We start from the raw sequence: 11962 nt of genomic DNA, 5'->3' as shown, positions 1-11962 counted from the left end.
GTGGGGCGAATTATAGACACCTGAGATCTGCCGTCAAGCACTGATTTGGTTTTTCTATCAGCAAGAACAAATTCACTGCTTATATATAGACGCGCCCGCATCGAATGCGCAGTATATTGCTCATCACCAAGAACAACACCCAAGATTCCAGCCCTGGACGATGCAACTTCATGAATGATCAACCTCGCAGCCTTGCCTCGACCCTGTTTTCGGTCGGCCTGCTAATAATAGCCATGGCATCGATCCAGTCCGGAGCCTCCTTGGCCAAAAGCATGTTCCCTGTCATCGGCGCTCAGGGGACCACAACCCTGCGTCTGATCTTTGCCAGCGTGATCATGTTGCTGCTACTGCGCCCTTGGCGAGCAAAGCTCACCGCAAAGTCACTGCGTACCGTCATCGTCTACGGGATGGCACTCGGTGGCATGAACTTCCTCTTCTATATGTCTTTGCGCACTGTGCCTCTGGGCATCGCGGTAGCACTGGAGTTCACTGGACCATTGGCAGTTGCGATATATGCCTCGCGCCGGGCAATCGATTTTTTGTGGATCGCTCTGGCGGCAGTCGGCCTGCTGCTACTGATACCAATAGGGGCAACAACCGCTGGAATCGATTTGTTGGGTGCCGGCTATGCATTGGGCGCTGGCGTCTGCTGGGCGCTCTATATTCTTTTCGGTCAAAAAGCCGGGGCTGATAATGGTGTGCAGACCGCAGCGCTGGGGGTGATGATTGCTGCCCTGTTCGTTGCTCCCATCGGCATTGTTCACGCTGGTGCCGCACTGCTGACCCCATCACTGATACCAATAGCCATCGGCGTTGCCATCCTGTCGACCGCCCTCCCCTATACCCTGGAGATGGTTGCCCTCACGCGTATGCCCGCCAGGACCTTCGGTACGTTGATGAGCATTGAGCCTGCCATTGGCGCACTGTCCGGCCTGCTGTTCCTCCATGAATACCTCTCCCTGTCACAGTGGATGGCTATTCTGTGCATCATTCTGGCCTCCGTCGGCGCAACCATGACGATGGGGAATGCCGCCAAGCCCGCAGTCGCAGCGGATTAATGCAAGATTTGACGAGGTACTGGCATTTACCGTTCATTTAGGCCATGTTTAGGTCCGCAACCCAATGTCAGACATGGACTTTTCAGGACAGGGACATCAGAACGCTTCACGCGAAAGCGAATACTGCCAGACCGGGCGTCAGATCCGGGAATGCACCAAGGACAGCAATGAAACGAATTTTGATATTGATCGCCGTTCTAGCAGTTGCGGGCTGTGCGGCGACCTCGAAAACCCAGACCAAACATGGCAAGAGAGGGCTACACATCAACTGCTCGGGGCTGTCATCCTCCTGGGACCAGTGCTACGCCAGTGCGGCCAACTCATGCAATCCCAAGGGATACAAAGTTATCGCCAAATCGGGGGATGCCGTGGAAGAGCCAGGTGATTATCCGTTTGGCCTCAACCCTGCCGGCTATACCAGCCGAAGCATGATTGTCATCTGCAAGTAATCTGGCGACCGATCTCATCATGACTGGACTTCAGCACCTTGCGCTGCAGCTCCGGCGTGGCAAGCATCCGCGCCACCACCAATGCCCCAATGCATTGCGACAGAATGGCCCAGGCCAGGCTGTCGCTCGCCAGCACCTGCGCCCAGCTCTCCTGTAGCTGGCAGATCCAGTGCTCCGCCTGTTGCCGAATCAATACGTCGGAACGGGCAATCTCGGCGCCCAATGCAGGTAAAGCGCATCCGGTTTCCGGGTGTTCGACATGGGACATGCTCAGATAGTGCTTCAAGCAGCGCTCCAGCTTGTCGCGATCCTGATCAGCGCCCAATCGTTCCAGGCTTTGGCGCAACTCACGCTCCACGATTGAAGCGAACAGCTCGTCCTTCGACGAAAAGTGGCTGTAAAAAGCGCCACCACTCAAGCCGATCGCTTTCATCAAGCCATCGACGCCTACCGTGGAAAAGCCGGACTTCTTGGCCGACACCGCACTGCTTTGCAGCAATTTTTCCTTGGTTTCCAGCTTGTGATTGGCCGAGTAACGCATTGCCCTTCCCTCAGAGTTGATCGCCTTGACGCTGATCGAATCGTAGCATAACGTTCGTTTAGTTAACGATCGTTTAACAAAGGGATCTGCCCATGAATAACAAGAAGGTCGTACTGGTTGTTGGTGCCGGAGACGCCACCGGCGGCGCTATTGCCAAGCGTTTCGCCAAGGAAGGATTCGTCGCCTGCGTTACACGCCGCAGCGCGGACAAACTCCAGCCACTGGTCGATGCCATCCTGGCCGACGGTGGCGAAGCCCATGGCTTCGCTTGCGACGCGCGCAAAGAAGAAGATGTGGTGGCATTGGTAGAACAGATTGAAAACGAGATCGGCCCTATCGAAGCGTTCGTCTTCAATATCGGCGCCAATGTGCCTTGCAGCATTCTCGAAGAAACCGCTCGCAAGTATTTCAAAATCTGGGAAATGGCCTGTTTCTCAGGTTTCCTCAATGCCCGAGAAGTGGCCAAGCGCATGGCCAAACGACAACGGGGGACGATCCTGTTCACCGGCGCCACCGCGGGTATGCGTGGTGCAGCAGGATTCGCCGCGTTCGCCGGCGCCAAGCACGGCATTCGTGCGCTGGCGCAAAGCATGGCGCGCGAACTGGGACCGATGAACATTCACGTCGCCCACATCGTGGTCGACGGCGCTATCGATACCGATTTCATCCGGGAAAGCTTTCCCGAGAAATACGCGACCAAGGACCAGGACGGCATTCTTGATCCCGAGCACATTGCCGAGAACTACTGGTACCTGCACAGCCAGCCCCGCGACGCCTGGACCTTTGAACTGGACCTGCGCCCCTGGAGCGAACGTTGGTAAGCCTTTCCTACAACAATAATGAGAGCGCATCGACCATGAGCAAAACCGTGGAGTTCTATTTCGATCTGGGCAGCCCCGCCACCTATCTGGCCTACACCCAGCTGCCAAAAATCTGTGAGCAAACCGACAGCCAACTTATCTACATCCCGTTCCTGCTTGGCGGCGTATTCAAAGCCACCGGTAATGCTTCCCCGGCGACCATTCCAGCCAAAGGTCGCTACATGTTTCAGGACCTCGACCGCTACGCGAAACGTTACGGCGTGACGCTGAAGTACAATCCGCACTTCCCGATCAACACCCTGATGCTCATGCGCGCCGTCACTGGCATGCAGTTGCGCCACCCCCTACGCTTTGCAGCGTTCATCGACTGTCTGTTCAAAGCGCTTTGGGTTGAAGGCCGCAGCCTCGATGACCCGGCAACCGTCGCGGCGGTACTGACGCAGAATGGCTTTGATCCTAATGAGGTGCTGGCCCTGACCGCCGACGAAGAAGTCAAAGCCGCACTCAAGGACAACACCGAGAAAGCGGTGCAGCGCGGTGTATTCGGAGCACCGAGCATGTTTGTCGATGATCAACTGTTTTTTGGCCAGGATCGACTGGACTTCGTCCTCGAAGCCCTGCGTTAAATCTCGACCACCAACCGCCCCTGAGCGGCTCCCGACCGGAGCAGCTCATGGGCGGCCTCGGCGGTTTGCAGCGTGAACCGATTCGGATCGACTATCGGCAGCAGCTTGCCGCCCTCAATCAAACCTGCCGCTTGCCGAAGAATCTCACCGTGACGCTCGAGCCCCTGGCCAGTCAACAACGGCAACAAAGTGAATACCCCGGAATAGGTCGCTCCACGAAACGAAAGCGGTGCGAGACTGTGCTGGCCCCAACCGAGGCAACTCAGCACGTGACCGTGATAAACCCGTGCAGCCTTGAAAGACATATCCAGGGTTTCACCCCCCACCGTGTCATAAACAATATCGAAGCCCTCCCCGGCCGTGTGCTGCTCGACATAATCCTCGACCGAGGATGTGCGGTAATCGATAAAAGTCGCGCCCAACGCCTCAATGATCCCTTGGTGCCGCGCAGAACCCGTGGCAAATACTTCGGCCCCGAATGCGCGGGCGATTTGCACCGCGACATGTCCGACACCGCCCGCCCCGCCATGAATCAACACTTTTTGCCCCGAATGCACCCGGGCCCGGTCGACCAATCCCTCCCACGCCGTAATCAGCACCAACGGTAATCCTGCCGCTTCACGCATGCTCAGATTAACCGGCTTGCGTGCCAACAACCGCGCATCGACTACCGCATATTCAGCCAGCGAGCCCTGGACTCCACCAATCCCCGTGGCCATGGCGTAGACCTCATCACCCGGCATCCAGCCACTGACGTCTTCCCCCAACGCTTCCACGGTTCCCGCCAGATCCATGCCCAACACCGCCGGCAAAGGCTGACGCGCGTGAGCGGCCTGGTCCGAGCGGATCTTGCCGTCCAACGGGTTCACCCCGCTCGCCGCGATCCGTACCAGGACCTGCCCTGCGCTCGGCACTGGCCGGGGAATGGAGGCCAAGCGTAATGGAGCATTAGCCGAGTCAACAATCAGCGCACGCATTTGCAGTGAGTCAGTCATTTCGCCTATTCCTGTCAGAGGTGGTTGTAGGACTGATCTTCCTTTAACCCACTCATGCCGATAAGACGTCATATCGCTATAGTGACTATGCCCTCAACGCATCAATGAGAGACCGCATGGACAAACTCAATGCAATGGCCATTTTCGTGCGGGTCGTCGAGCGCGGCAGTTTTTCCGCTGTCGCCCGGGAGTTGCAAACCAGCCAACCGACCATCAGCAAAGTGCTGCGGGCGCTGGAAATCGAGCTCGGTGGAAAGCTGATAGCGCGCAGCACGCGCAAGTTATCGCTGACCGACGAAGGCCAGCGCTACTACACCGAATGCCGACACATTCTCGCTGCAGTGGACGCCGCCGAGCACAGCTTTCAGTCCGGCCGGGAATCCATCGCCGGGCCACTGAGAATCGGTTCCTCCGTCAGCTTCGGGCGCTTGCAGATTGCACCGCGCCTGCCGGAATTCCTCATGCGCCACCCCGAGGTTCAGGTCGACCTGCAACTGAGCGATCAAAATCAGGATTTGGTCAGCGAGGGTCTGGATGTCACATTCAGGATCGGCGCCTTGAACGACAGCGGCCTGATCGCCCGCCACGTCGGCACCACTTACCGGATAACTGTCGCAACGCCGGATTACCTGGCGCGACACGGCCAGCCGCAAACACCTCAGGAACTCAGCGGCCACAACTGCCTGCTGTTCAATCTGCTGAGCAGTCAGAACCTGTGGATCTACAACAAAGGCGCCCGACAGCATGAAGTGCGGATCAAGGGCAATGCGCAGAGCAACAACTCCGAAGCCATTCGTGAGATGGTGCTGGGGGGATTGGGGATTGCGTTGTCGCCGGTGTGGCTGTTCAGCGAAGACCTGAAAGTCGGGAGAGTGTTGCCCATTTTGCAGGACTACACCGCGCAGTCGCTGCCGATATACGCAGTGTCCCCGGCGAATCGTCGCCAATCCGCCAGGGTCAAAGCCTTCGTCGACTACATAAGCCGGGCGCTGGAGGCAGCGCCCGAACTGCAAGCAATCAAATAGCCGCAGTGCGGGTGTTCAACCACTCAAGGGCTGCGCCGTTGAGCAATGGGCTCAAACGCTCACGCACTTCGGCGTGGTAGGCATTGAACCATTGCTTTTCTTCTTCGCTGAGTAGCGAGGTTTCCAGGCAACGGGTGTCGATCGGGCACAGGGTCAGGGTTTCGAATTTCAGGAATTCGCCGAACTCGCTGCTGCCTGCTTCGCGATTCATCGCCAAATTCTCGATGCGCACACCCCAGCGACCCGGACGGTAAGTGCCCGGTTCGATCGAGGTGATCATGCCCGGTTGCATCGCGGTTTGCGGTGCAGGTGCGGCTTGATAGGCGATGACCTGCGGACCTTCGTGAACGTTGAGGAAATAACCCACGCCGTGACCGGTGCCGTGACCGTAATCGACGTTTTCGGCCCAGATCGGCGCCCGTGCGATGGCGTCGAGCAACGGCGACAGAATGCCTTTCGGGAACTGCGCACGGGACAAGGCAATCACGCCCTTGAGTACGCGGGTGCAATCGCGCTTCTGCTCGGCGGTCGGCGTTCCGACCGGCACCATCCGCGTGATGTCGGTGGTGCCGCCCAGGTACTGACCACCGGAGTCGATCAGCAGCAGACCGTCACCTTCGATCACCGCGTGCTCTTCTTCGGTCGCGTGGTAATGCGGCATGGCGCCGTTGGCGTTGAATGCGGCGATGGTGTTGAAGCTCAGCGACACGTAACCCGGACGACGCTCACGCGCGGCGGTGAGTTTTTCATCGATGGTCAGTTCGGTGATGCGTTCGCGGCCCAACGCCGAGTCCAGCCAGGTGAAGAACTCGCACAGCGCCGCGCCGTCCTGCTCCATCGCCTGGCGAATGTGCTCGGCATCGGCCAGGCTTTTCTGCGACTTGGCGAGGGTAGTCGGATTGAGGCCTTCGATCAGTTTGACGCCATCGTTCAGGTTATCCAGCAAACCTGCCGTTACACGCGCCGGATCGACCAGCAGGCTCGCGCCGTTCGGCACCGCACGCAGGGCTTCGGCCACTTCGCTGTAATCACGCAGGGTCACGCCGTCCTGTTCAAGGACCGCACGCAACTCGGCATCGACCTTGCTCAGCGCCACGAACAGGGTCGCCTGTTGCTGGTTGATCAAGGCAAAGGAAACGAACACCGGGTTGAACGACACATCGCCGCCGCGCAGGTTGAACAGCCAGGCGATGTCATCGAGGGTGGCGATGAAATGCCAGTCAGCGCCACGTGCCTGCAAGGTTTCACGCAGCTTGGCAAGTTTTTCGCCACGGCTGACGGTCGCCTGCGGAGGCAAGTGTTGATAGATCGGCTCGTTCGGCAGCGTCGGGCGATCGCTCCAGACTTCGTTCAGCAAGTCGATGTCGGTGCGCAGGCGTGCGCCGCGCTCTTCGAGTTTGCCACCCAGGGTACGCGCCGAGGCCACGGCCATTACTGCACCATCGACCGCGACCACGCCGCCTTCAGGGGTTTGTTCGGCCAGCCAGTCCAGAGGGCTCGGTTGGCCCGGTTGCAGCTTGACCAGTTCGATGCCGCTGCCCTTGAGTTCCTTGGTCGCCTGTTCCCAGTAACGGCTGTCGGCCCAGACACCGGCAAAATCCGCGGTCACGATCAGCGTACCGACCGAACCATGGAAACCCGACAACCATTGACGCCCTTGCCAGTAGCCCGGCAGGTATTCGGACAAGTGCGGGTCGGCCGACGGCACCAGAAGCGCATGAATGCCCTCCCGGCTCATCAGCTCGCGGGTTTGCGCCAGGCGCTGGGGCACCGATCCGGTGATCGAAAACTGCGTATTCATCATGACTCCTGCTAACCACTCATCATTGTTGTTTAGTGCCGATCAACGCCGGCGCTTTATCGCCCTATTGCCAGAATGCCGGAGCACTGGCGCAGGCCGTTTTAATCAGTTGTACCGCTTGATCGATATCCTGGTCGGAGGTGAAGCGCCCCAGACTCAAACGGATGGTGCGACTCGCCGCGCGAGCGTCATGCCCCAGCGCCAGCAGCACATGGGACGGCGCATTGCTCGCCGAGTTACAGGCCGACGTCGCGGAAAACGCGATCGAGGCGCTTAGCGCCGCAGAACTGAACTCGCCTTCATTAAAGGTCAGACTCAGGGTATGCGGAATGCGTTGGGTCGGGCTGCCATTGAGACGCACGCCCGGAATGCTCAACAGCGGTTCGAGCAGGCGTTCACGCAGTCGTACGATCTTGTCCGCCTCTTCCTCGAACGAAGCCGCCGCCAGGGCGAAGGCCTCGCCCATGGCGACGATCTGATGTGTCGCCAGGGTGCCGGAACGCAAACCACCTTCGTGACCGCCGCCGTGGATCTGTGCCAGCAAGCGCTGTTGCGCACGAGGCCCGACGTACAACGCGCCGATACCTTTGGGGCCGTAGAGTTTGTGCGCCGAGAACGACATCAAGTCCACCGGCCACTCGGCCAGATCGATCGCTACTTTGCCCGCGCCCTGAGCCGCGTCGACATGAAACAACGCGCCGCGCTCACGCACCACCTGGCCGATGGCCGGGATGTCATTGACCGTGCCCAGTTCGTTGTTGACCAGCATCAGCGACACCAGGAAGGTGTCTTCGCGCATCGCGTCGCTGACCGCTTGCGTCGTAATCAGGCCTTCGGCGTCTGGCACCAGATACGTGACCGCAACGCCGGCGTCCTGCAATTGCTTTGCAGTGTCGAGAATCGCCTTGTGTTCGATCTGGCTGGTGATGATGTGGCCGTCAGCAACGCCGCGCGCCTGGGCGACGCCCTTGAGGGCGAGGTTGTTGGATTCTGTGGCGCCGGAGGTCCAGACGATCTGCTCCGCCTCGGCGCCGACCAGTTCAGCGACCTGACGCCGCGCCTGCTCGACCGATTGCCGGGCCTGCTGGCCAAAGAAGTGGGAGCTGGAGGCCGGGTTGCCGAAGTTGCCGCTGAAACCCAGGCACTCGACCATGACCTTGATGACTCGCTCGTCCACCGGCGTGGTGGCGGCGTAGTCGAAATACAACGGACGTTTATTCATAAAAGACTCGCAGAGCGTGTTCCGGGATCAGGAGGCTCGTGACTGCAAACGGCGAGACGCAGCCTTATGAGTTGCGTCCGGTTTTCAGAACGTTACCAATACCTGATCGGATGCCGTTAAAGAAGTACAACTTCATTTAAAAGTGCGTAGGAACGCTCCTGAAAAGTGAGCTTAACAGGCATCGGGCGACCGGTTGAAGCAATGCGTCAGCTAAAGCTTTCGAGCAGGATCGGATACAGCGACGCCACCAGCAGCGCGGCCATGCCCCAGTTGAACAGGCGCAGCCAGCGGCGATCCTTCAAAACATTGCGCAACAGCGTGCCGCACGCGGCCCAGACACTGACGCTCGGCAGGTTGATCAGCGCGAATACCGCAGCAATCACGATGACATTGGTGAAATAGCCTTGCATCGGCGTGTACGTGCTGATGGCGCCGATAGCCATAATCCAGGCCTTGGGATTGACCCACTGGAACGCGGCAGCGCCCAGGTAGCTGATCGGTTTGCCCTCGCCCTTCTCACTGTCCGAGACCGGCCCGGAATGGGCTATTTTCCACGCCAGATACAGCAAATACGCCGCGCCGACGTAACGCAGCACGGTGTAGAGCACAGGGTAAGTCTGGAACACCGCGCCCAATCCGAAACCGACCGCCACCACCAGTACGAAGAAGCCGCAGGTAATGCCGAGCATATGGGGGATCGTGCGGTTAAAGCCGAAGTTCACGCCGGATGCCAGCAACATCGTGTTGTTCGGGCCGGGCGTGATCGAGGTGACAAGGGCAAACAAAGCGAAGCCCAGCAGCAGATCGAGTGAGAGCGTCATGGGTGGCAGTCCATCTAGGTCAGTCAGGTATTGACCCTATCGCACACCCTCGGCGAAACCCATGGACAGTTACGCGAAAGTTGGACCCGTACAGTTTCGACTCAGCTTGGGCGACCGTGCAGCTGTACAGCCCGCTCGGCGTTCATTTCGCCCTGCTTGTCGAAGCCATAAGTCTTTTGCGGCTCGCCGAGCAGTTCAGCCTTTTTCGCGTGGTATTCGTCGAAGGACAAGCCACGGCGATTCAACGCCTCCAGCGCCAGTTCCCGGGTTTCTTCGGCGGTATAAGGCCGCAATTCCGGGGAAACATGACTGGCACATCCAGCCAGTACGGAGACCGCGAGCAGCAAGAAAGTGGCGATTAGAGGTTTCATGTTCGGCGTCCTGGCATCTGGGTTCGGGGCAATGAACACAGGCTACTCGCGCCACTGGATGAGCAGAAATCAACGCTTTCGATAGTCGCTATCGAGTTTTCCTAATGCTGCTTTGGTCATCACTTTATATTCACTAATGATCTATTAATATTTGTTTAATGTCTTTTACGGAATAACGACAAGTCTTTATAACAACCGCATCGCCTCACGCACTGTTGCTTACGCAACTGTTTGCCGGGCAACAGCCATTCAACAAACAGCCCCTGAAAATCAACAGCTTGGACTGGCGAATGCGCTGAAAGCCCCGTAATTCCTGGCTCCGAGGGATTGGTACAGCTCTTGCTCAACCGAGTGACTACTCACTGCTCGCTGAGCAACTGTTTAAAAAGGAACTGATCATGTCGCGTCCATTGAAAGTCGTCGCCGTTTCCGGTGGCACCTGGCGTCCATCCCGCACGCTGGTGCTGACCCAGGCGCTGTTGGCGCAGTTGGCTGAGCAACTGCCTATCGAAACCAAGCTGATCGAGTTGGGTGACATCGCCCGGCCGCTGGGCGCGGCGCTGTCCCGTCAGGAATTGAGCGCGGACATCGAAGCCGAACTGCAAGCGATCGAAAACGCCGACCTGCTGATCGTCGCCGCGCCGGTCTATCGCGGCTCCTATCCGGGGCTGCTCAAGCACTTGTTCGACCTGATCGATTTGAATGCATTGATCAACACGCCTGTGTTGCTGGCCGCCACCGGTGGCAGTGAGCGCCATGCACTGGTGCTCGATCATCAATTGCGACCGCTGTTCAGTTTCTTCCAGGCGCTGACGTTGCCGATTGGTGTCTACGCCACCGAAGCCGATTTCTCCAATTACCAGATAACCAGTGGACTTCTAAAGGCCCGCATTCAACTGGCTGCAGAACGCGCCGCGCCATTGTTCGGCGTGCACCCCAACAATCTGCTGAAAATCGCTTAAGGATTTGTTCATGGATGTTTTCTGGTTTCTGCCAACCCACGGCGACGGTCACTATCTGGGCACCACCCAAGGCGCGCGCCCGGTGACCCTCAACTATTTGAAACAGGTGGCACAGGCCGCCGACAGCCTGGGTTATCACGGTGTGTTGATTCCTACCGGGCGCTCTTGCGAAGACTCGTGGGTGATCGCTTCGGCGCTGGTGCCGTTGACCGAGCGCTTGCGATATCTGGTGGCGATCCGCCCGGGGATCATTTCGCCGACCGTGTCGGCGCGCATGGCGGCGACGCTGGACCGATTGTCCAACGGCCGCTTGCTGATCAATGTGGTGACTGGCGGCGACCCGGATGAAAACCGTGGCGATGGCAGCTTCCTTGATCACAGCGAACGCTACGAAGTCACCGACGAATTCTTGAAAATCTGGCGCCGGGTGTTGCAAGGCGAAGCGGTGGACTTCGAGGGTAAACACCTGCGCGTGCAGAACGCCAAGGCACTGTATCCACCGGTGCAAAAACCGTATCCGCCGTTGTATTTCGGCGGCTCGTCCGACGCGGCCCACGACCTGGCCGCGGAACAGGTCGATGTCTACCTGACCTGGGGCGAACCACCGGCCGCCGTGGCACAAAAACTCGCCGATGTGCGTGAGCGTGCGGCGCGCAACGGGCGCACGGTGAAATTCGGAATTCGCTTGCACGTGATCGTGCGCGAAACCGCCGAAGAGGCCTGGAAAGCCGCCGACAAATTGATCGAACACATCAGCGACGAAACCATCGCCGCTGCGCAGCAATCGTTCTCGCGGTTTGACTCGGAAGGCCAACGGCGCATGGCCGCTTTGCATGACGGACGTCGCGACAACCTGGAAATTGCACCCAACCTGTGGGCCGGCGTCGGTCTGGTGCGCGGCGGGGCCGGGACGGCGCTGGTCGGTGATCCACAGCAAGTGGCGGCGCGCATCAAGGAGTATGCGGACCTGGGGATCGAGAGTTTCATCTTCTCCGGTTACCCGCACCTCGAAGAGGCTTATCGCTTTGCCGAGCTGGTGTTCCCGCTGCTGCCCGAGCCGTACGCCAGCCTAGCCGGGCGTGGTGTGACCAACCTCACGGGGCCGTTTGGCGAAATGATTGCCAATGATGTGTTGCCGGCTCACGCCAACCCCTGATCCAGCCTTGGCCCTGTAGGAGCTGCCGAAGGCTGCGATCTTTTGATTTTCCCAATCACGATCAAAAGCTCGCAGCCTTCGGCAGCTCCTACAGGGTCCGTTCCATAAGGAAAC

The 11962-nt window shown here is 58.8% G+C and carries 14 protein-coding genes; 7 read left to right on the top strand and 7 right to left on the bottom strand.

All coding sequences use genetic code 11. The features are described from left to right. A partial coding sequence (locus ACW9JC_RS24640; RefSeq protein WP_457458214.1) for a hypothetical protein occupies positions 1 to 182 on the bottom strand: 182 nt, incomplete at its 3' end. Here ACW9JC_RS24640 and rhtA point away from each other — a divergent pair. Both rhtA and ACW9JC_RS24630 read left to right on the top strand, forming a co-directional pair. Further along, the gene (gene rhtA / locus ACW9JC_RS24635; protein WP_457458212.1) at positions 171 to 1058 is read left to right on the top strand and encodes a threonine/homoserine exporter RhtA; all 888 of its coding nucleotides are present in this window, start codon (positions 171 to 173) and stop codon (positions 1056 to 1058) included. The two genes, ACW9JC_RS24640 and rhtA, sit on opposite strands and share 12 nt — an antisense overlap. A 167-nt stretch (positions 1059 to 1225) precedes the next feature. Then, complete coding sequence (locus ACW9JC_RS24630; RefSeq protein WP_457458210.1) at positions 1226 to 1507, top strand: hypothetical protein; 282 nt, start codon at positions 1226 to 1228, stop codon at positions 1505 to 1507. On the opposite strand, the gene ACW9JC_RS24625 is transcribed toward ACW9JC_RS24630, so the two are convergent. Further along, the gene (locus tag ACW9JC_RS24625; protein ID WP_457458208.1) at positions 1494 to 2048 is read right to left on the bottom strand and encodes a TetR/AcrR family transcriptional regulator; all 555 of its coding nucleotides are present in this window, start codon (positions 2046 to 2048) and stop codon (positions 1494 to 1496) included. The genes ACW9JC_RS24630 and ACW9JC_RS24625 overlap by 14 nt on opposite strands. A 92-nt stretch (positions 2049 to 2140) precedes the next feature. On the opposite strand from ACW9JC_RS24625, the gene ACW9JC_RS24620 reads away from it, so the two are divergent. Both ACW9JC_RS24620 and ACW9JC_RS24615 read left to right on the top strand, forming a co-directional pair. Further along, on the top strand, positions 2141 to 2869 hold the full coding sequence (locus ACW9JC_RS24620; RefSeq protein ID WP_457458206.1) for an SDR family oxidoreductase: 729 nt from the start codon (positions 2141 to 2143) through the stop codon (positions 2867 to 2869). Positions 2870 to 2904: 35 nt separating this feature from the next. After that, on the top strand, positions 2905 to 3495 hold the full coding sequence (locus ACW9JC_RS24615) for a 2-hydroxychromene-2-carboxylate isomerase (RefSeq protein ID WP_457458204.1): 591 nt from the start codon (positions 2905 to 2907) through the stop codon (positions 3493 to 3495). Here the strand turns inward: ACW9JC_RS24615 and ACW9JC_RS24610 are convergent. After that, complete coding sequence (locus ACW9JC_RS24610) at positions 3492 to 4490, bottom strand: zinc-dependent alcohol dehydrogenase family protein (protein WP_457458202.1); 999 nt, start codon at positions 4488 to 4490, stop codon at positions 3492 to 3494. The genes ACW9JC_RS24615 and ACW9JC_RS24610 overlap by 4 nt on opposite strands. Before the next feature lie 116 nt (positions 4491 to 4606). On the opposite strand from ACW9JC_RS24610, the gene ACW9JC_RS24605 reads away from it, so the two are divergent. Continuing rightward, positions 4607 to 5515, top strand: coding sequence for a LysR family transcriptional regulator (locus ACW9JC_RS24605; RefSeq protein WP_457458200.1), 909 nt, complete (start codon positions 4607 to 4609; stop codon positions 5513 to 5515). Here the strand turns inward: ACW9JC_RS24605 and ACW9JC_RS24600 are convergent. The 4 genes from ACW9JC_RS24600 to ACW9JC_RS24585 all read right to left on the bottom strand — a co-directional run bounded on the left by ACW9JC_RS24600 (position 5508) and on the right by ACW9JC_RS24585 (position 9730). Further along, on the bottom strand, positions 5508 to 7316 hold the full coding sequence (locus tag ACW9JC_RS24600) for an aminopeptidase P family protein (protein WP_457458198.1): 1809 nt from the start codon (positions 7314 to 7316) through the stop codon (positions 5508 to 5510). The genes ACW9JC_RS24605 and ACW9JC_RS24600 overlap by 8 nt on opposite strands. 64 nt (positions 7317 to 7380) lie before the next feature. Next, complete coding sequence (locus ACW9JC_RS24595; RefSeq protein WP_457458196.1) at positions 7381 to 8538, bottom strand: aminotransferase class V-fold PLP-dependent enzyme; 1158 nt, start codon at positions 8536 to 8538, stop codon at positions 7381 to 7383. Between the two features lie 206 nt (positions 8539 to 8744). Then, positions 8745 to 9359: a LysE family translocator gene (locus tag ACW9JC_RS24590; protein ID WP_457458194.1), complete on the bottom strand. Its 615-nt coding sequence runs from the start codon at positions 9357 to 9359 to the stop codon at positions 8745 to 8747. 101 nt (positions 9360 to 9460) lie between these two features. Further along, on the bottom strand, positions 9461 to 9730 hold the full coding sequence (locus ACW9JC_RS24585) for a hypothetical protein (RefSeq protein WP_457458192.1): 270 nt from the start codon (positions 9728 to 9730) through the stop codon (positions 9461 to 9463). 398 nt (positions 9731 to 10128) lie between these two features. Between ACW9JC_RS24585 and msuE the strand changes: the two genes are divergently transcribed. Together msuE and ssuD are read left to right on the top strand one after the other, a co-directional pair. After that, a complete protein-coding gene (gene msuE / locus ACW9JC_RS24580) occupies positions 10129 to 10692 on the top strand; it encodes an FMN reductase (protein ID WP_457458190.1) in 564 nt (187 codons plus the stop codon). A 10-nt stretch (positions 10693 to 10702) separates the two neighbouring features. Then, positions 10703 to 11848, top strand: a complete 1146-nt coding sequence (gene ssuD / locus ACW9JC_RS24575; RefSeq protein ID WP_457458188.1) for an FMNH2-dependent alkanesulfonate monooxygenase — start codon at positions 10703 to 10705, stop codon at positions 11846 to 11848. Positions 11849 to 11962: the final 114 nt, after the last annotated feature.

Source organism: Pseudomonas sp. SDO5591_S426, from assembly GCF_054070755.1.
The sequence above is the reverse complement of the archived record's forward strand: the minus strand, read 5'-3'. Positions and strand labels throughout refer to the sequence as shown.

Excerpts from the sequence above, each read along its gene's own strand:
- ACW9JC_RS24615 (WP_457458204.1), top strand. The coding sequence starts at position 2,905 with ATGAGCAAAACCGTGGAGTTCTATTTCGATCTGGGCAGCCCCGCCACC.
- ACW9JC_RS24605 (WP_457458200.1), top strand. The coding sequence starts at position 4,607 with ATGGACAAACTCAATGCAATGGCCATTTTCGTGCGGGTCGTCGAGCGC.
- ACW9JC_RS24625 (WP_457458208.1), bottom strand. The coding sequence starts at position 2,048 with ATGCGTTACTCGGCCAATCACAAGCTGGAAACCAAGGAAAAATTGCTG.
- ACW9JC_RS24585 (WP_457458192.1), bottom strand. The coding sequence starts at position 9,730 with ATGAAACCTCTAATCGCCACTTTCTTGCTGCTCGCGGTCTCCGTACTG.
- ACW9JC_RS24600 (WP_457458198.1), bottom strand. The coding sequence starts at position 7,316 with ATGAATACGCAGTTTTCGATCACCGGATCGGTGCCCCAGCGCCTGGCG.
- ACW9JC_RS24595 (WP_457458196.1), bottom strand. The coding sequence starts at position 8,538 with ATGAATAAACGTCCGTTGTATTTCGACTACGCCGCCACCACGCCGGTG.
- ACW9JC_RS24620 (WP_457458206.1), top strand. The coding sequence starts at position 2,141 with ATGAATAACAAGAAGGTCGTACTGGTTGTTGGTGCCGGAGACGCCACC.
- ACW9JC_RS24610 (WP_457458202.1), bottom strand. The coding sequence starts at position 4,490 with ATGACTGACTCACTGCAAATGCGTGCGCTGATTGTTGACTCGGCTAAT.
- ACW9JC_RS24630 (WP_457458210.1), top strand. The coding sequence starts at position 1,226 with ATGAAACGAATTTTGATATTGATCGCCGTTCTAGCAGTTGCGGGCTGT.
- ACW9JC_RS24590 (WP_457458194.1), bottom strand. The coding sequence starts at position 9,359 with ATGACGCTCTCACTCGATCTGCTGCTGGGCTTCGCTTTGTTTGCCCTT.
- msuE (WP_457458190.1), top strand. The coding sequence starts at position 10,129 with ATGTCGCGTCCATTGAAAGTCGTCGCCGTTTCCGGTGGCACCTGGCGT.
- ssuD (WP_457458188.1), top strand. The coding sequence starts at position 10,703 with ATGGATGTTTTCTGGTTTCTGCCAACCCACGGCGACGGTCACTATCTG.
- rhtA (WP_457458212.1), top strand. The coding sequence starts at position 171 with ATGAATGATCAACCTCGCAGCCTTGCCTCGACCCTGTTTTCGGTCGGC.